The organism is Streptomyces sp. G-G2, from assembly GCF_030063135.1.
GTDB lineage: Bacteria > Actinomycetota > Actinomycetes > Streptomycetales > Streptomycetaceae > Streptomyces.
This window is the reverse complement of record NZ_JASISO010000006.1, coordinates 15,087-33,447: the sequence shown is the minus strand read 5'-3', so window position 1 is coordinate 33,447 and position 18,361 is coordinate 15,087. Positions and strand designations below refer to the sequence as shown.

Here is an 18,361-nt window from a genome sequence, read left to right as displayed (position 1 = left end):
GGACGGGAAATTGCACTCACCGACACGAGTGACCGGAGCGGGATACCGCCGAGCGACCTGCACAATTCGTTCCGGCGGAATTCACCGCCCGCACCCACCTGGAGGAACGATGGGCACGCCCGTCTCCCGCATCACCTTGTCCGCGCTGGCCGCACTGGCCGCCGGCGCCGTTTGCGCCGTACCGGCGACCGCCGATTCCGGCCTGAATACGATTTCCGTACGGGACCACGCGACCATCACCCGGGACGGCCGCGTCACCCTTTCCGGGGTCTACCGCTGCGCGCCCGGATCACCCGAGGGGGTGCAGATCCAGACCCTGGTGCGCCAGGACGGCGACAAGCGCCTCGGCATGGGCGCGGGCAGCGCCGCGTGCGACGGCGCCGTCCACGAGTGGTCCGTCACCGGCACCGTCGGGGTCGCCCCCGGTCTGCACCCCGGCGCCGCCGAGACCGAGGCCCGGCTGACCGCCACCCGGGCGCACGGCCACTCCTTGGTGCCGACCTCGTTCTCCCAGGACGTCCTCGCGCAGGACGGTCACGGCCTCACGATCGACGGCCACTGACGGGCGCCGCCGTACGACCCGGGCCCGCGGCCCCGCCCCGCGGCCCGCTCCGACCGGTAGCCGCCGCTACCGGCATTCCGGCGCCGCGCCGGTCATCGACATGAAGGCCACCGACCGGCACCCGGGCGCCGCGTGCGCGCGGCCCGCCGTCCAGTCCGCGATCCTCGGGGCGGCGCCCGCGATCACCGCGATCACCAGCGCCGCCAGCAGTACGAGCCCCCACGGCCGAATCCTCTCCATGACCGGATCATCACCCGCCCCGGCCGAACCCGCGACTCGACGTGAGGGAAAAGTCACCCGGAGTCATCGGGAGGCGCGTCGAACTCGCACCACACCGCCTTGCCGTCGCCCCGGGACTCCACGCCCCAGTGCGTGGCCAGCGCGTCCACCAGCAGCAGCCCGCGCCCGGTCGTCGCCGCCTCCCCCGGGGTCCGCCTGCGCGGCCACACGCTGGAACGGTCCTTGACCCACAGCCGGATCCGGCGCACCGGTTCCGGCAGCACCTCCATGGTCAGCACCGCGCCGCCCTCGGTGTGCAGCAGCGCATTGACCAGCAACTCCCCCGCCGCCAGCTCCACATCGTCGGCCAGCCCCGGCACCCCCCAGTCGCGCAGCGCCTGGCGCAGCGCGTAACGGGCCTCCGAGAGGCCCTCGGGGTCGGCCTGGTGGACGTACTGGTGGATCCGGGGCGCCCGGTGCGTGCCCGGGTCCGGGGCCCGGCGCAGCACCAGCAGGGCCACGTCGTCGCCCGAGCCCCAGCGCTCCCACAGCCGGTCCAGCAGGTGATCCGCCAGCGCCCCGGCCTCCTGGGGGCCCGAGCGCACCGCGTGCGCCAGCGCGTCCATCCCGGTGGTGATCGTCGTACCGGGCTCCTCCACCAGCCCGTCCGTGCACAGCACCAGGGTCTCGCCGGGCACCAGGTCGAGCCGGGTCTCGGGGAAGTCCTCCTGCTCGAAGACCGAGGCCAGGCCCAGCGGGAGGCCGCCGCGCAGGTTCGGCCAGCCGGTGCGCCCGTCGGTGTGCCGGATCAGCGGGCCCAGGTGTCCGGCGCGCACCGCCCGTACCCCGCCCGTCTCCAGGTCCACCTGGGCGTAGGTGCAGGTCGCGAAGCGTTCGGTGTCCAGTTCGGCGAGGAAGCGCGAGGCGCGGGCGAGGACCGTGGCGGGCGGATGGCCCTCGCCCGCGTACGCCCGCAGCGCGATCCGCAGTTGCCCCATGATCGCCGCCGCGTGCGTGTCGTGGCCCTGGACGTCGCCGACCACGATCCCGACCCGGTCCCGGGGCAGCGCGATCACGTCGTACCAGTCGCCGCCGACCTCGCGCCCGCTCCACGCCGAGTGGTAGCGCACCGCGATCTCGCCGCCGGTGATCTCCGGGATCCGCCGGGGCAGCATGGCCGCCTGCAGGCCGGTGGCGAACTCCCGCTCCTGGTCGAAGAGCAGCGCGCGCTGGAGCGACTGGGCGACGATGCCCGCCAGCCCCAGGCACAGGTTCCGCTCCTCGGGGCTGAACTCGCTGCGCCGCTCGTAGAAGAGCACCAGCCCGCCGATCGCCTTGGCCTGGGCGATCAGCGGCAGATAGGCGGCCGCGTTGAACCGGATCCGGCTCAGGTAGGGCGCGAACAGCGGGAACTCGGCCGCCAGCTCGCCCAGGTCGTTGACGAAACGCGCCTTGCGCGTGAGGACCGTCTGGGACAGCGGCAGCGATCCGTCCAACCGGGTGAACTGTCGCTCGCTCAGGATCTCCAGCGTCTCCCCGCTCAGCGCGATGATCTTCATCGCGCCGTTCTCGACCAGCCCCAGCGCCAGCCCCTCCGCGCCGAGCCGCTCCAGCGCGCCCGCGCCGGTCAGCGTGGCCGTGACGTCGTCCACCGTCACCGCCCGGGACAGGGCCTCCGTGGTCCGCTGGACGATCGTGCTCTGCTTGGCGCGCGCCGCCTCCAGCTTCCGCAGCAGCGTGGCGTGGGCCAGTTCGGCGGTCGCGTCGCGGACGATCCCCACGATCCGCCGGGGCCGCCCGTCCTCGTCGCGCAGCACCCGGCCCTGGGTGTGGGTCCACTGGTCGCGGCCGTCGCGCCGCCGGACCGTGAAGTACGAGCCGTACGTGTCCCCGCCGCCGTCCAGGGTCGCCAGGACCGAGTCCGCCAGCCGGGCGCTGTCATCGGCCGGGATCCGCAGCCCCAAACCCTCCGGGGTGCCGTCGAACTCCGCCGGCTCCAGGTCGAAGACCACCATCCCGGCCGGGTCCAGTTCCATGGTCCCCGAGCCCAGGTCCCACTCGAAGCTGCCCATGCCGTTCAGTGCGAGCCGCTCCTCGGCGGTGATCGCCGGGGGCGGTCCGGGCCCGTCGTGCTCCGCCGCTGCCACGCGTCACACCACCTATCGGCCGGGCCAGCACGGCTGGGAGATCAACCGCTCCCACTCCTCGTCAGGATGCCCTGGAAGGGTGCGTCCGGCCTCCCGCCAGCGCGTGACCAGGGAGAGGTAGATGGCGGGCTGGTCCCCCTGCGGTGGCTGCGGCGGCCGGGCCGCGCTCCCGCGGCCCGGCCCGGCGGGCTGCTCCGCGCGGCTGGCCGGAATGTGGACCCAGCCCCGCCCCTGTGCTCTCTCCGGGCTCATCGCGGACCCCTTTCGCACCGGCTCTCACACCGGATAGGTCTTCTGATGCCCGGCACCGAGGCCCCGGGGGGCGGCGGCGCCGGTGGAGCCCGGCAGCGGGCCCTGGGCGCCCAGGCGCTTGCGGACTCCTCTCACCAGTCTCCCCGCCGTGAAGCCCGCGCCGTGTACGAATCGCATGGAAGGGCCGAATGAGGGAGCCGTGAGCAGTCCCGCGAAGAACAGCCCCGGCCACGAGGACTCGAAGTGCGCGCTCAGCTCGGGGACGTCCGGGCCCCCGGCAGGATCCGCGCTCGCGGCCGTCCGCACCGCCGTACGCAGTCCCGCGTCCAGCAGTCCGAGGCGCCCCAGCCCCGGGCGGAAGCCGGTCGCCGCGATCACGTGCGCGACGTCCAGGACCACCGACTCACCGGAGGCGGTGGTCAGCCCCAGCCGGGTCCGGGCGCCCACCGGCACCGCCCGGTGCAGGGCGTGGCCCAGCAGCACGGGCACCCGGCTCTCGAACCGGTCCCGCAGCCACCAGGCCCCGGCCGGGCCCAGCTCGGTGGCCGCGATCCGCTCCCGGGTCGCGGCGGGCAGCCTGCGCACCGCCCAGGGCAGCTCCGACCAGGCCCAGCCGCGCCAGCCCGTGCCGAGCCCGCTGTGCGGATCGCGCAGGGCCCGGGTCAGGGGGCGCTCCAGGGGCTGCGGGAGGGTGTTCCAGTTCAGCCGGGACCGGCGGGCCACCAGTACGGGCCGGGCCCCGGCCTCGGCCAGCAGCGCGGCGGTCTCCAGCGCGGCCTGACCCGCGCCGAGCACCGCTACCTCCTGACCGGCGAAGCGGGTCAGGTCCCGGTGGTCGCTGCTGTGCGAATAGTGGGCCGGGGGCAGCGCGCGCAGCGCGGACGGGTGGTTCACGAAGGGCATCACCCCGACCGCGAGGGCGACCGTACGGGCCAGCAGGGGTTCGCCCCCGTCGGTGCTGATCCGGAACCCGGCGCCCTGCGGGGTGACCTCGGTGACCGTCACCTCCTCGACCGGGGGCGCGGCGTGCCGGGCGAACCAGAGCCCGTACGCGCTGAAGGTCCCGATCGGCAGCGGAGTGCCGTGCTCCGCGACCGTGCCGCGAGTGGCGCAGAAGTCGGCCAGGGTGTAGCGCCCGCCCGGCGCGGACAGGTTCGAGGACCACGGCTCGGACTTGAGGTACATGCCCTCGGGCATGTGGTCCCGCCAGGAGGCCATCGGGCGGCCGAGCACCCGTACGCCGAGCCCGGCCGCCGCCGCGTGGGCGGCGACGGACAGCCCGTACGGTCCCGCGCCGACCACCACGAGATCGTCCATGCGCGCCACGGCAGTCTCCAGTCTCCTGCCGGTCTCACACCGGCCCTAGCTACCCGTCCGCTCCCGCATCCCGGGCCCGGATCCCTTCCACGCACCGCCCCCGACTCCGAACCGGAGCAGCCACAACCGGCCCGGCCGAAACCAGCCAGCCCACCCACAACCAGCCCGCCCCGCCACCTCCGGCCCGGCCACAACCGTCCCGCCCACAACCGTCCCGCCCACCCACCTCCAGCCCGGCCACAACCAGCCCGCCCGGCGTTTGAGGGCCCGCCGGAGGCACCGCGCGGACCACGCGACCCGCACACCGCACACCCCACGCGCACCCCCGGCGTCACCCCGTCACCCCGTCACCGGGTCACCAGCCCCTCCGGCTCGGCGGATTCGGCCGACTCGACGCACTCGACGGACGCGGCGGACGCGAGCGACTCGGCCGCCTCACCCACCCCACCCACCACCCGCGCCCCCGGCGCGACCCGCTGCCGAGGCGCCCGCGCCACGGCCCGCGCCGTCCGCCACCCCCTCGCCGGCACCTCGCTCAGCGCGTTCCACGCACCCCGCGCCCCCTTGTCCGCCCCGCGCCCCAGGAACGCCGCGACCATCGCCAGGAACGGCAGGACGTCGTCCGCCGCGAACCAGGCCAGTTCCACCCGCCCCCGCTCCGCCGCCGGAACGACCCGCACCGGCCGCGCGGCGCTCTCCCCCGCCACCGGCTTCGCGGGCGTCGCCACCACGACCGGCGCGGCCCGCCTCGGCAGCGGCCCCCGTACGGCCGCCAGCAGCGCGTAGTTCTCCGCCACGAACACCCGCCCCGGGCCGCCCACCGGTTCCGGCACCCGTTGCCCCGTCAGGTCCCGGTACAGCGCCTGTACGACGTCCAGCCCGCCCGCGTCGGTGAACAGCCGGAACTGCGCCCCGGGCCGCGGGTTGAAGTCCACCAGCCGGAAGCACCCCCGCTCGTCCCGGCGGAAGTCCAGGTCGAGGATCCCCTGGTAGCCGAGCCGCTCCGCGATCCGCAGCCCCGCCTCCTCCACCGCCGGGTCCGGCAGCCAACGCCCCATCGCCGTCAGCCCCGTACGCACCGGCCAGGACAGCTCCTTGCGCCCCGAGCCGGTGAGCAGCGGGTGCCCGCCCCGGGTGAAGCAGCCGTGGAAGAACCAGTCCGTGTCGGTCCCGGCGGGCAGGAACCGCTGGAGCAGCAGCGGGCTCCCGGCCTCGGCGGAACGCTCGTACAGCCGCCGCGCCTCGGCGGTGGTGTGCACCAGCGTGGTGCTGCGCAGGCCGACGCCCGCGGGCAGCAGCCAGGGGCGGCTCCACTTGGCGACCACCGGCAGCCCCAGCCGCCAGGCGGCCTCGACGGCCTCGGCGGCGCTCTGCGGGATCACCGTCTCCGGGTGCGGGATGTCCCAGCGCTCGCAGAGCCGTGACAGCTCCGCCTTGTCGGCCACCCGGGCGGGCAGGCCGTCCGGCTGATGGGGGATCCGGAACCGGTCCTGGAGCATCGGCGCGATCCGCGACACCGCGATGGCGCTGAGATCGTCCATGGCGACGAGCACCGCGGGACGGCCGATCCGCTCCGAGACCCCGGTCAGACACTCCAGCAGCCCCTCGGGGCGTTCGGGGTCGACCCCGTCGGACGGCCCGGGGTGCACCGCGCGCAGATAGCGCGACCGACCCATGGGACCTCCCCCGGTCTCGACGACGGCATGGACCTCCACGCCCTTGCGCCCAAGGGATCTGACGGCGCCGAGGGTTCCGTGGTGGAACGGATTCCGATCGAGTCTGAGCAGAACAGCGGGCACATGGTTGGCGAACGCGTGCATGGAAGCGGTGTCTTTCACCTAGTCGGACCAAACGGAGAGGGTGCGCAGCTGCGAATGGCCTACGCTGCGGCCACCGGACAGGCCATTCGTCAGATGTGATGCCTAACGTCTCTGGTAAGCACACCGATTCGGGGAAGCTCGGGAGACGCCATGTCCAGACCACACCGCAGATTGGTGAGCACCTGCGTCGGTACGGTCACGGCCGGACTGCTCGCCACCGGCGCCGCGCTCGCTGCCCCCGGGGAGGAGCCGGCCGGGTCCGGCATCGCGATGGGCGCCTACCTCGACTACGGCCCGTCCGGCGTGGCACGGATCCCGTTGCTGTCGCGCTGGCTGGGCGGCAGGGAGATCCGGGTCGGCCACACCTACCTGCCCGGCGACCGCTGGTCGAACATCGAGGGCACCGACTTCCTCGCGGACTGGGCCGAGTGGCGCCAGGCCCGCTCCAACCGGATGTTCGTCCTGAACGTCCCGATGCAGGAGCGCAACGAGAGCCGGATCCCGGACCACCAGGTGGCCCGGCTGATCCGCGCGGGCGCGGACGGCCAGAACGACGCCCACTTCAAGAAGCTGGCCGAGCGGCTGGTCTCGCTGGGCGTGCCGGACACGGTGATCGTGCTGGGCTGGGAGATGAACGGCACCACCTACACCCACCGCTGCGGCCCGGACCCGGAGCGCTGGAAGGTGTACTGGAAGCGCGTCGTGACCGCGATGCGCTCGGTGCCGGGGCAGCGGTTCAAGTTCGACTACGCGCCGAACCGGGGTACGGACGCCATCGGCTGGACCCGGTGCTACCCCGGCGACGACGTCGTCGACATCGTCGGGATGGACTCGTACGACCAGGGTCCGGGCAGCACCTTCGACGACCAGGTGAGCCAGCCGTACGGTCTCCAGAAGCACGTGGACTTCGCGAAAGCACACGGCAAGGAGATCTCGTACCCGGAGTGGGGACTGTTCCGGCACGGGGACAACCCGGAGTACGTGCGACGCATGATCCAGTGGATCGAGGAGCACAAGCCCGCCTACCACACCATCACGGACTACTGCCCGCACGGCGTGTGGCAGTGCAAGCAGAACCCGCGCTCCTCCAAGGCCTTCCGGGACGCGCTGAGCGCCAAGCCGGACCCGCTGCCGACGCCCGTGGTCCCGACGCCGGTCATCCCGACCCCGGTGGTCCCGACGCCGGTCATCCCGACGCCCGTGGTGCCGACGCCGGTCGTCCCCACGCCCCAGGTCCCCACGCCCCAGGTCCCGACCCCGCAGGTGCCGAGCCCGGCTGTGCCGACGCCCGTCCTCCCGACGCCCGTCCTCCCGAGTCCCGTCCTCCCGAGTCCCGTCGTCCCGACCCCGGTCGTGCCCTCCCCCGAGATCCCTGCCCCGGAAACCGTGCCCACGCCCGTCGCGCCCAGCCCCGTCGTACCGAGCCCCGTCGTCCCCTCGGCGCCGCAGCCGTCGCCGGCCGTCCCCAGCCCCGTCGCTCCCAGTCCCGTCGTGCCCAGTCCCGTCGAGGTCCCCGTCCCCGGGTCGCCCTCGCCCGCTCCGGTGCCCGCGCCCGTGCCCACACCCCTGAAGCCGCCGGTGGTGGCTCCGAAGCCGCCGTCCGTCCCGTCCCAGTGGTGCGTCCCGCTCAACTTCGGCGAGTGGCTGTCCAAGATCGTCGGAAAGCAGGCGATCTGCTTCAAGATCGACCTGGGTGAGGACAGCACGTGGTGGCCGTTCTAGCCGGAGCGGCGCCCGGGTCACCGGACGCGCAGTTCGTTCAGCCGGGCCCGCCAGTCCCTGGCGGCGGGCAGGGACTCGCGTAGCGCGCCCACCGCCCGCTCGCGCCCCGACAGCTGCGACTCGTGCAGTCGCAGCAGGGGCGCGAGCGGGGCCGTGGCCAGCAGGAGCCGCTGGTTGACCACGACTTCGGGCCGCCAGTGGTTCTTGTACGGTTCGGACCCGCGCAGGAAGCTGACCACCGGCCGCCCCTCCGCGAGTGCCCGCCCCGTCTCGTAGCGCAGCAGCAGCGTCGCCACGTCCACCTTCCGGTCCCGCAGACCGGGATCGGCGCCGTACAGGTAGCCGCCGCTCAGCCCGGCCGACAGCAGGGTGACGTTCGCGGCGACCACCTTCCCCTCCAGCCGGAACTCGGTGAGCCGCCCCTCCCCGCAGCGCACCATCCGCCGCGTCGCCCGGGTCAGGTGCTCGGCGAACCGCGGCTTGAGGTGCTCGGGGGTCACCCCGCGCCCGCGCCACTGCTTCTCGTGCAGGCGCAGCAAGTTCCGCACCGCGCTCGGCACTTCCTGCTCGGTGACCTCGTGCTCCTCGATGCCCGCCGCGTCGGTCTTGCGGAGCTTGGCGCGCACCCGCTGGGCGCCCGCCTTCGGCATCCGCTTGACCAGCTCGTCGAAGGGCAGCGCGGGCAACTCCATGCAGGTGGAGTCGGCCAGCCGGGTCCGGGCGCCGGGCCACTCCCCGTACAGCCGCTCGGCGGCCGCCCCGGGCCGTACCTCGCGCAGGTCGATCACCGCGCCCCGGGCGGCCCGGTGCAGGCCGTGCGCGAGCGCGGGGACGACCTGGTCGGCGTACTCCGCGTCCACCAGGACGTCGAAGTAGTCGGTGATGCCCCCGCCGAGCGGGACCAGCAGCGGGAGCGGCCGGTGTACGAGCATCAGCGCGGCCGCGCCGACCAGTTCGCCCCCGCGCCGCACCAGCACGACGCGCAGCCGCCCGTCCCGGCCGTAGGACAGCCACCAGGAGTGCAGCCAGGCGTGGCTCTGGAAGGGGGTGGCGGTGGGGCATGCGCGCACGAGCCGGTTCCAGGGCTCCTCCAGCCCGGCGAACTGCCGGGGGTCGCGGCACAGCGTCACCGACAGGACCCCCGTGGAGCCCGCGCTCATCGCACCGACTCCTTCTCCTTCGCGGAGGCCGCCGCGTCGGCGGCCTCGCCCTGTGCGGGCAGCGAGGTCACGTAGCCGGACTCGGCGTGTCCGGCCGCGGTCACTGCCCCGTCCGCGGCGACCGTGCCGTCCGCCCGGCGGCGCTTGCGGCCGGGCCGGGCCAGCAGCCACAGGCCGCCGATCAGGCCGCCCGCGCACAGGCCGACCGCGCCGCTGAGCGGGGCGGACGGGGAGGCCGGGTCGGTGGGCGCGACGGCCTGGTTGAAGAGGAGCAGCTGCACGCCGGTGTTCTTGGCGGCCGTGTTGCTGCTCAGGGACAGCGCGTCGGCGACCGCGTTGGCGATGTCGGCGGCCCCGGTGGCGGTCCGGGAGGTGCCGGTGATCGCGATCATCGGGGACTCGGGGGAGGTCTCGGCGCGGACCTGGGTGCGCAGCTGCTCGGCGGCGATCCCGGCCCGGGGCTGGGCGTAGGCGAGGGTGGAACTGCTGGTGGCGATACGGCCGTAGGCCTGGGCGAAGCCCAGGGCGGTGGCCGGTTCGGTGTTGGCGCCCGGGACGGCGACGACGTAGCTGGTGGCGGCGTACTCGGGGGCCTTCAGCACCCCGTACGCCCCGCCCGCGGCCAGGCCCAGCAGGGCGCAGGCGGGCAGCGGCCACCACACGGGCAGCGGCCGCAGCCGCCCCCGCACGCGGTGCCCCCGCCGCCTGCGGGGCGCCGGGCTCTGCTCCGGCGTGCGGTCGGTCTTCTTGTGGTCGGGGGTCTCGGCCATGTGCGTGCTCACTTCCTCGTGGAGGGGAGTTCGGATTCCGGCCCGCGCGGTGTGCGCGGCCGGTGGTCGGTGTCGTCCGGGTCGTCGGCCGACGCGCGCGCCCCGGCCGCGGGCCCGGCGGCGTCCGGGTCGTCGATGACGGGCCCGGCGGCGAGCGGCCCCGCGGCGCCGGGCCCGGCGGCGGCCGGTCCGGCCCCGGGGCGGCGGGCGGCCGGGGCGCGGGGCGGGGCCAGCGCCCGCTCGTAGACGTGCAGGAGCTGTTCCGCGCTGCGGGCGATGTCGTAGCGGCGTACGACGGGCGGCGGCGGGAGCCTGCGGGCGCCGGCCTCCATGTGGCCGCGCAGGGCCGCGGTCAGCTCCGCCCGGCCGGGCCCGATCCGGCGCGCGCCGGGGGCCTGGGCCGCCGGGAGGTCGTCGATCGCGGGGCAGGTGACGTGCAGGACCGGGAGCCCGGCGGCCAGCGCCTCGATCACCGCCAGCCCGAACGCCTCCTCGCGCGACGGCGAGACGAAGACGTCCATGGCGGCGAGCAGGGCGGGGATGCCGGGCGTGCGCCCGTCCGCGCTGTCGCCGAGCGGGTCCCGCTCGCCCAGCAGGTGGATCCGGTGCTGCGCCCCCAGTTCGGCGGCGAGGGCCCGCAGCTTGGCGCGTTCGGGTCCGTCCCCGGCCAGCAGCAGGTGCGCGCCCGGCAGCGCGGCGACCGCCCGGACCAGGACGTCGAAGCGTTTGCCGGGCACCAGCCGCCCGACCCCGCCGATCACGAACGCCCGCTCGGGCAGGCCCGTGCGGGTGCGGGTGGCCCGGCGCACCGACTCGTCGAAGCGGAACCGGACCGCCTCGATCCCGTTGGGTACGACGTGCACCCGGGCCGCGGGCACCCCCCAGTCCGCCAGCCGCGCGGCCACCGTGTCCGACACCGCCACCGTCGCCGCGCCCAGCTTCTCGCTGGCCAGGTAGAGGGCCCGGACCCCGCCCGACAGCGGGCGGCCCTCGATCTCGGCCTCGCCGAGCGAGTGTTCGGTGGCCACGGTCGCGCCGACGCCCGCGATCCTGGCCGCGAGCCGCCCGTACACGCAGGCCCGGTAGAGGTGGGTGTGGACCAGGTCGTACTCGCCGCGCCGGATGAACTTCACCATCCTCGGCAGCGCCCCCAGGTCGCGGTTGCCGCGCATCCCGAGGTTGACCACGCGGACCCCGTCGGCCCGCAGCCCCTCCGCGACCGGCCCGGGGTTGGTCAGGGTCAGCACGTCGCACCGCATCGGCAGGTGACGCAGCAGCAGCCGCAGTTGCTGCTCGGCGCCGCCGACACCGAGCCCGGTGATGATGTGCAGCGCCTTGAGGGAGGTGGGGGTGCTCATCCGCGCACCGCCCGCCGGACCCGGGCGATCCGGGTCAGCCGGGCCGCCTGGTGGCGCAGCCGCTTGATCCGCAGCCGGGCCCCGCCGTCGGCCTGGCTGATGTGGGTGCGGGGCATCGCGTACGGGCCTTCCAGCGCCCCGGGGCCGATCGCGCAGGCGTACCGGTACCCGGCGGCCCGTGTCGCCTCGACGACGCGCCGGTCGATGGAGCCGTAGGGGTAGCAGAACCCGGCGGGCAGGGTCCCGGTCAGCTCCCGCAGCAGTTCGCGGCTGCCGCGCAGCTCCTGCTGGAGCACGTCGTCGGGTACGGCGGTCAGGTGCTGGTGGAGCAGCCCGTGCGAGGCGATCTCCTGGCCCGCCCCGGCCACCACGCGGATCCCCTCGGCGCTCAGCAGGGGTTTGCGCGGGCCCAGCGGGTCCCACACGTTGTCCACGCCGAGCCGCCCGGGCAGCACGAACAGGGTGGCGGTGCAGCCGTGCCGCTGGAGCAGCGGCAGCGCGTGCGTGAGGAAGTCGCTGTAGCCGTCGTCGAAGGTCAGGCCGACCAGTCCGGCGCCCCGCCCCCGCGCCCGGGCCGTCAGCAGTTCGCCGACGGAGACCCCGCGCAGCCCGCGCGCCCGCAGCCACAGCAGCTGGGCCTCCAGCGCGCCGGGGGTCACGGTGATGCCGTACGGGTCCTCGGCGGGATCGGTGAACTCGGCGACCGAGTGGTACATGAGCACCCACGGCGATGCGGGCGTGCCCTTGCGGGCGGGGGCCGCCGCGGCGGCGGCCGTGTCGGGGTCAGCGGACATGACGGAACCTCTGGGTGATCAGGGCGGGCAGGGCGGTGATTTCGAGGGCCCGGAGGGCCATGCCGGTGGCCCCGAACATGGCCGGGACCAGCAGGCAGCCGAGGGCTGCGCTGAGCAGCGGGTCGGGGATCATCGGTCCGGCGATCCAGCCGGTGGCGCAGGCCGCGGCGGCGGCCAGGGAGAGGCGGCCGATGCTGGTGGCGACCCGGCGGACCTGGATGGCGATGATCCGGGAGCCGAGGCCGGTGAGCAGGAGGGCGGCGGTGGTGGAGATCCCGGCGGCGTTGGCGGCGGCGATCCCGTAGGTCCCCCACGGGCCCACCGCGAAGGCCCCGGCGACGATGTTGACGAGGAGTCCGGCGCCCATCGCGAGCGCCGGGAACCAGGTGGGCCGGGCGGTCGAGAAGAAGGGCCGGGACAGCGCCCCGACGAGGCAGTGGCCGAGCAGTCCGATGCCGTAGACCCGCATGACGGAGGCGGTGGCCTCGGTGTCCCGGTGGGTGAAGGCACCGCGTTCGAAGAGGACCTGGATGATCTGGGGCGCGTACCCGATGACGAGGGCGGTGCCCACGAGGACGGCGAGGGAGGCGAGCGCGAGGTCCTGCTCGACCCGGCGCCGGGCCTTCTCCCGCTCGCCGCCCGCCATCGCCTGGGCGACCACGGGGAAGGTGACGGTGCAGATCATCAGGGAGAGCACCATCGGCATCTGCGCGACCTTCTGCGCGTAGTTGAGGTGCGAGATCGCTCCGGGCGGCAGGGAGGCGGCCAGGAACCGCTCCACCAGGACCTGGGACTGGCGGAAGACCGCGAAGAAGATGACCGGGGCGATCACCCCGAAGGCGATCAGGGTGGGCCGGTCGCGGCCCTGCTGACGGCGGCTGGCGCCGTTGGCGCGGGGCGGTCCGAAGCCGACATTGCGGATGAAGGCGGGCAGCTGGACCAGGATCATGAACAGCCCGCCGACGGCGACGCCCGCGGCGGCGGCCCGCACCCCCCACACGGCGTGCAGGGCCAGCATGCCGCCGATGATCCCGACGTTGTAGCCGACGTAGATCGCGGCCGGGGGGACGAAGGAGCGGTGGGCGCGCAGCGCGGCGCTGAAGTAGCCCGCGATGCCGAAGCTGAGGACCGTGAGCGCGGTCAGCCGGGTGCACTGGATGGCGAGTTCGGGGTCCGGCAGCCCCGGGGCGAGCACGGCGACGACGAGCGGCGCGGCGACGACGAGTACGCAGGCCACCACGGCCAGCAGGACGGCGAGGCGCGGCAGAGTCGCCCCGACCAGCAGCCGTACGGGGTCCTGGGCGCGGGCCTCCTTGCGGGTCAGCCCGGCCCGGCTGCCCGCGCGGCGGGCCAGGGCGTGGCTGAAGGCGGGCACCATCAGCAGCGCCATCGCGTCCTCGATCAGCAGCGTCGAGGCCATCTCGGGCACGGTCCAGGCGATCAGGAAGGCGTCGCTGTCGTGCCCGGCGCCGAAGAGGTGCGCGATGGTCTGGTCCCGGAACAGCCCGAAGGCGGCCCCGGCGACGGTCAGCCCGGCCGTCACGGCGGCGGCCTTGGCGAGGAACCGGCCGAGCGGAGCGGCCCCGGCGCCGTCCCCGTCCCGCTCCGCGCGGACTCCCGGCCCCGCGTCCCGCCCCGGCCCGGGGGTCTCGGCGCCCAAGGCCCCGGCGCCGCCGCGGCGGACGGTCCGGTCCCCGCCCGGGAGGCCGGGGCGCCGCGGAGCGCGGCCGGGGGCGGGGCCCGGCGGGTCCTGGACCCGGGTCCCGGCGGCGGCGAAGCCGGGGCCCCGCCCGTCGGCGCCGTGCCCGCCCCGCCGCACCGCGGGCCGCGCCCCCGGCCCGGCCCGCAGAACCTGCGCGGGCTCGGGTTCCTGCTCGGGCGCGGGTTCCTGCTCGGGCGCGGGTTCCTGCTCCGGTCCGGGTCCGGGCCCGACGGGCGCGCCGGACCCGGGAGCCGCGGGGCCCGGGGCGCTGCCGGGGCCCGCGGGACGACCGGCCGCCCGGTCCGCGGTGCCGGAGGCGGGCCCGTACCCGGCCGGTCGCAGACCGGTGTTCGGGCCCGTGCCCAGGATGTGGCCCCGCACCGGAGGCCGGTCCGGGAAGGGCGGGGCGGAGGGGGGGACGTGGGCGGGGCCCGCTCCCGCCGCTGGGGCGGGGGCGGGCCTCCGGGCGCCCGGCGCGGGCGTCGTATCGGTCACGCGGCGGCCGCGCCATCCGGGGACGGCAGGGCCCACCAGGCGGCCAGGCCGATGATCACCCCGGTGAGGACGGTCGAGGGGCCGCCGATGTCGGCGTACAGGAAGTCGGTCAGCTGCCAGACGAACAGCCCGGCGGCGACGAGGCCGCAGTCCCGGATCCGGCGGGCGCTCGGGTCCGGGGCGAGCACCCGTCGTACCCCGGCGACCAGCAGCGCCGCCCAGCCGCCCGCGAGGGCGGTCAGCCCGATCAGCCCCTGCTCGCTCAGGACCAGCAGGTACATGTTGTGCGGGGAGAGCAGCGGCTGGCGGATGAAGGCCTGGCCCGCGCCCGCGGTGTCACTGCCCGAGGACAGCCCCAGCGAGGAGTGGCTGTCGCGGTTGGCGGGGAAGCCCTTGAGGCCCACCCCGGCGGCGGGCCGCTCCCGCCACATCGATTCGGCGGCGGCCCACATCGTGTAGCGGTCGGTCACCGACTGGTCGGGGGCGCTGGAGACCTGCGTGATGGAGCCGAGCCGCTCGGCGATCATCTCGGAGCCGAAGCCGAGGCCGCCCACCAGCACCACCCCGGCCGCCCCGAGCGCCACGAGCACCTTCAGCGCCCGCCGCACCCCGGCCATCAGCATCACGACGAGCCCGGCGGCGAAGGTCGCGATCCACGCGCCCCGGCTGAAGGACAGCCCGAGCGGGACGAGCAGCGCCAGCGCGCAGAGGGTGGCCGTGCGCCGGACCCGGTGCGACAGCGTGGGAGTCAGCGCGGCGGCGGTGGCGATGATCAGCCCGTACGCCACCACGGTGGCCATGCCCATGACGTCACCGGGGCCGAAGGTGCCGACGGCCCGGATGTCCGAGCCCTGGTACGAGGCTCCGGTGTGCGTGGCGAACTGGACGACGCCCACCGCTCCCTGGACCAGCGCCAGCACCACGAAGCACCCCCCGGCGAGCCGGAACTCCCGCGCGTCGCGCAGCAGCAGCACCACCGCCCCCGGGACCAGTACGAACACCTGGAGGTAGCGCACGAACCCGGGCAGGGCGGCGTAGGGATCGGCGGCGGTCACGGTCGCGACCGCCAGCCCGACGGCGGGCAGCCCGAGCAGGAACGCGCCCAGCGGGCTCAGCCGTCGGGTCTGCCCGCGCAGCACCTGCACCGCGCAGCAGAACACCAGCAGCAGGGAGGCGGCGTCGGCCGGGGTGACCTTGCCGGAGGCGGTCGCGTCGCCCGCCGGGAGCGGGGCGCACAGCAGCAGTACGGTCGCGGCGAGCGGCAGCAGCGGCCAGTGCCTGCGCAGTGCCCCCGGACCACCGAGAGGAAGGACGCGGACCGGGGAGGGGGCGTGGGCGGTGCTCATGCTCAGCTGCCTCCGAGCCGGAAGCGGAAGAAGGAGGCCGCGGTGCGGGCCAGGATCCACAGGTCCTGCCAGAGCGACCAGGTGTCGATGTAGTGGTTGTCGAAGCGGGCCCGGTCCTCGATGGAGGTGTCCCCGCGCAGCCCGTTGATCTGGGCCAGTCCCGTGATGCCGACGGGCATCCGGTGCCGCGCCTCGTAGCCGGGGTGGACGCTGGCGAACTTCGCGACGAAGAAGGGCCGTTCCGGACGCGGTCCGACCAGGCTCATGTCACCTCGTACGACGTTCCACAGCTGGGGCAGTTCGTCGAGCGAGGACTTGCGCAGGAAGGAGCCCACCGGGCCCATCCGGTTGTCGTTGGCGACGGTCCAGCGGGTGGCGGACTCGTGCTCGTCGGCGGGGCGCAGGGTGCGGAACTTCAGCAGGGTGAAGGGGCGCCCGTACAGGCCCACGCGTTCCTGACGGAAGATCACCCCCGGTCCGTCGGCCAGACGTACGGCGAGCGCGCAGGCGCCCATCACGGGGGCGGCGGCGCACAGCGCGAGGGCGGCGAGCGTGGAGTCGATGATCCGCTTGCCGTGCCGCTCCAGCGGCCGGGCCGGGCGCGGCAGCAGCGGCTGTACGGCGTAACCCCACAGGTGGTCGGCGGGCCGCGCCACCCGCATCCCGGTGACCTTGGCGGTCCCGGCCGGGTCGGCGAGCCAGAGCCTGCACCCGTGGTCGTGGAAGAGCCGCACCAGGGAGGCGGTGCGCTCGTCGGCCTCCGGCGGGCGGGTGAAGACCGCGTGGCGCACGGAGTTCTGGATGACGGCGCGCCGGATGTCCTCGTGGGTGACCAGTACGGGCAGACCGGCCCCGGCGGCGCCTTCGGCGCCGGGGCCGGTGTCGGCGAGCCCGACCGGGCGCAGGCCGTACTCGGGCCGCCCGTGCAGGGCGGCGGCCACCGCGCCCGCCCCGGCCCCGGGGCCGACGACCAGCGCGGAACGGGGGGCGCGCACGGCCGTACGGCGGCGCAGCTGGTTCACCAGCCCGCGTCCCGCGCAGGCCAGGACGAACTGCAGGCTCACACAGGTGACCAGGACGCCCCAGCCGAGGGCCTGACGGGGCGCGGCGGCGGCGACCACGGCGGCGACCCCGCACCACAGCACGGCGGCCCGGCCCGCCAGCGTGGGCAGTTCGAGCAGCGCGGAGGGTGCCAGGCGCGGCCGGTAGAGCCCGGCCTGGGCGTGCAGGGCCGCGGCGAGCAGCGCGATCGGAGCGGCGGCCTGGACCGGCAGGCCGGTGCCGGGAAGGGCCGTCGCGGTGGCCGCGGCGGCCAGTACGTCCACGGCCAGCAGCGCACCGACCCCGTCCCGGCGGCGGACCCGCTGCGGGCGCAGGGCGGGCCGGGCCTGTTCGGCCTTGGGACCGCGCGGCGGGTGGATGGCGGCCGCGGAGCGCCGGACCGCGGTGGTGCCCGCGGGCCCGGTGCCGCTCTGCCCGGTGGGCCGGGCGTGTGCGCTGTCCATCGTCATCGGCTGATGCGCTCCTGGTTCAAGGGCCGGGGCCTGCCCAGCAGTTCGTGATACAGACCGGTGACCGCGTCCGCGCTCCGCCGCACGTCGAAGTCCGTCCGCGCGTGCTGTCGCGCCTGCTCGCCCAGCTCGGTGAGCAGCCGCGGTTCGGCCAGCAGCAGGCCGAGCGCCTTGGCGAGCGCCGTCGGGTCCTCCGGCGGCACCAGGCACAACCGGCCCTGGCCCGGCGGCAGGCTCTCCCGGGCGCCGCTGACGTCGGAGACCAGGACCGGGCGGCCGCAGGCCATGGCTTCGAGCGGGGCGAGCGCCATCCCTTCCCACCGCGACGGAAGTACAACGAGATCGGCGGCCCGAAGCCACGGTCGGATGTCCGGGGCGGCTCCGGCGAAGAACACCCCGGGCGGCGCCGTCCGGCGCAGCCGCTCGGCGTCGGGGCCGTCGCCGACCAGGACCAGGCGGGCGCCGGGCAGCGCTCCGAGCAGCTCCGGCCAGGCGCGCAGCAGGACGTCCTGGCCCTTCTGCTCGCAGAGCCTGCCGACGCACACGGCGAGCGGAGCGCCGTCCGCGAACCCGGCGGGCAGCGGGAGTCCTGCGCGGGCGGCCTTCCGGTCGTCCGCCGGGGAGCCGCGGCCGGGGCGGAAGTGGTCGAGGTCCACCCCGTTGCGGACGACCGACCAGCGGGCGGTGATGCCCGCGGCCTCGCCCGCGCGCCGTTCCGCCTCGCTGACACAGAGCACCCGGTCGGCCCAGCGGGCGGCGAAGCGCTCCCAGCGCAGGGCGAGCGCGCCGGTGGCGCCCGTGGCCGCGTCGAAGGACCAGGCGTGCGGCTGGAAGACGGTGGGCAGCGTCCCGCGCACGGCGAGCCGTCCGGCGAGGCCCGCCTTGGCGCTGTGCGCGTGCAGCAGGTCGGGCCGGACCCGGCGGACCAGCCGGACGGCGCCCGCGACCTCGGCGGCGAGCCCCGGCCCGGGGGCCCGCCCGGCCCGCCAGGGGAGCACCTCGGCCCCGGCTTCCCGGGCGCCGTCGGCGAGCTGTCCGCCGGGCGGGCAGCCGACGACGGCGCGGATGCCCGCGGCGCTCTGGGCGCGGACGAGGTCGATGACGACCCGGGCGACCCCGCCCTCCACGGGCTGGACGAGATGGAGGACGGTCATCCGTTCCGGCGCGGGGTCCGGCGCGCAATGCG

14 protein-coding genes and 1 pseudogene are annotated in these 18,361 nt (G+C 75.6%); 2 read left to right on the top strand and 13 right to left on the bottom strand.

Annotated elements, in window-relative coordinates; all coding sequences use genetic code 11:
* Positions 1–109 precede the first annotated feature (109 nt).
* Entirely contained in the window at positions 110–562 is a 453-nt protein-coding gene (locus tag QMF80_RS06700; protein WP_283450456.1) for a DUF6299 family protein, read from the top strand.
* A gap of 66 nt (positions 563–628) precedes the next feature.
* On the opposite strand, the gene QMF80_RS06695 is transcribed toward QMF80_RS06700, so the two are convergent.
* The 5 genes from QMF80_RS06695 to QMF80_RS06675 all read right to left on the bottom strand — a co-directional run bounded on the left by QMF80_RS06695 (position 629) and on the right by QMF80_RS06675 (position 6,173).
* Entirely contained in the window at positions 629–802 is a 174-nt protein-coding gene (locus QMF80_RS06695; RefSeq protein ID WP_283450454.1) for a hypothetical protein, read from the bottom strand.
* A 53-nt stretch (positions 803–855) separates the two neighbouring features.
* Positions 856–2,928 (bottom strand): SpoIIE family protein phosphatase, encoded by a 2,073-nt coding sequence (locus tag QMF80_RS06690; protein ID WP_283450452.1) that lies wholly within the window; start codon positions 2,926–2,928, stop codon positions 856–858.
* Positions 2,929–2,940: 12 nt separating this feature from the next.
* Positions 2,941–3,180 carry a hypothetical protein gene (locus tag QMF80_RS06685; protein WP_283450450.1) on the bottom strand — a complete coding sequence of 80 codons (240 nt, stop codon included), beginning with the start codon at positions 3,178–3,180 and terminating at the stop codon, positions 2,941–2,943.
* 24 nt (positions 3,181–3,204) lie between these two features.
* Positions 3,205–4,497 carry an NAD(P)-binding domain-containing protein gene (locus tag QMF80_RS06680; RefSeq protein WP_283450449.1) on the bottom strand — a complete coding sequence of 431 codons (1,293 nt, stop codon included), beginning with the start codon at positions 4,495–4,497 and terminating at the stop codon, positions 3,205–3,207.
* Between the two features lie 347 nt (positions 4,498–4,844).
* Positions 4,845–6,173, bottom strand: a complete 1,329-nt coding sequence (locus QMF80_RS06675) for a carboxylate--amine ligase (protein WP_349372187.1) — start codon at positions 6,171–6,173, stop codon at positions 4,845–4,847.
* 294 nt (positions 6,174–6,467) lie between these two features.
* Here QMF80_RS06675 and QMF80_RS06670 point away from each other — a divergent pair, with 294 nt between their 5' ends.
* The gene (locus QMF80_RS06670; RefSeq protein WP_283450446.1) at positions 6,468–8,039 is read left to right on the top strand and encodes a glycoside hydrolase family 26 protein; all 1,572 of its coding nucleotides are present in this window, start codon (positions 6,468–6,470) and stop codon (positions 8,037–8,039) included.
* Positions 8,040–8,056: 17 nt separating this feature from the next.
* Here the strand turns inward: QMF80_RS06670 and QMF80_RS06665 are convergent, their stop codons facing one another.
* The 8 genes and pseudogenes from QMF80_RS06665 to QMF80_RS06630 form a co-directional block, all read right to left on the bottom strand.
* Positions 8,057–9,199 (bottom strand): GNAT family N-acetyltransferase, encoded by a 1,143-nt coding sequence (locus tag QMF80_RS06665; RefSeq protein WP_283450445.1) that lies wholly within the window; start codon positions 9,197–9,199, stop codon positions 8,057–8,059.
* Positions 9,196–9,969 (bottom strand): YveK family protein, encoded by a 774-nt coding sequence (locus tag QMF80_RS06660; RefSeq protein ID WP_283450444.1) that lies wholly within the window; start codon positions 9,967–9,969, stop codon positions 9,196–9,198. The genes QMF80_RS06665 and QMF80_RS06660 overlap by 4 nt, the downstream gene beginning before the upstream one ends.
* Positions 9,970–10,178: 209 nt before the next feature.
* Positions 10,179–11,327, bottom strand: a pseudogene (locus QMF80_RS06655) (glycosyltransferase); the annotation flags it as partial.
* Positions 11,324–12,121, bottom strand: coding sequence for a polysaccharide deacetylase family protein (locus QMF80_RS06650; protein WP_283450440.1), 798 nt, complete (start codon positions 12,119–12,121; stop codon positions 11,324–11,326). The gene QMF80_RS06650 and the pseudogene QMF80_RS06655, both read right to left, overlap by 4 nt.
* Positions 12,111–14,204, bottom strand: a complete 2,094-nt coding sequence (gene murJ / locus QMF80_RS06645) for a murein biosynthesis integral membrane protein MurJ (protein ID WP_283450439.1) — start codon at positions 14,202–14,204, stop codon at positions 12,111–12,113. Before murJ ends, QMF80_RS06650 begins: the two co-directional genes overlap by 11 nt.
* Before the next feature lie 110 nt (positions 14,205–14,314).
* Positions 14,315–15,664 carry an O-antigen ligase family protein gene (locus tag QMF80_RS06640; RefSeq protein WP_283450437.1) on the bottom strand — a complete coding sequence of 450 codons (1,350 nt, stop codon included), beginning with the start codon at positions 15,662–15,664 and terminating at the stop codon, positions 14,315–14,317.
* A 2-nt stretch (positions 15,665–15,666) separates the two neighbouring features.
* On the bottom strand, positions 15,667–17,175 hold the full coding sequence (locus QMF80_RS06635) for an exopolysaccharide biosynthesis polyprenyl glycosylphosphotransferase (protein ID WP_502962782.1): 1,509 nt from the start codon (positions 17,173–17,175) through the stop codon (positions 15,667–15,669).
* Positions 17,172–18,329 (bottom strand): glycosyltransferase, encoded by a 1,158-nt coding sequence (locus QMF80_RS06630; protein WP_283450435.1) that lies wholly within the window; start codon positions 18,327–18,329, stop codon positions 17,172–17,174. The genes QMF80_RS06635 and QMF80_RS06630 overlap by 4 nt, the downstream gene beginning before the upstream one ends.
* Between the last annotated feature and the right edge of the window lie 32 nt (positions 18,330–18,361).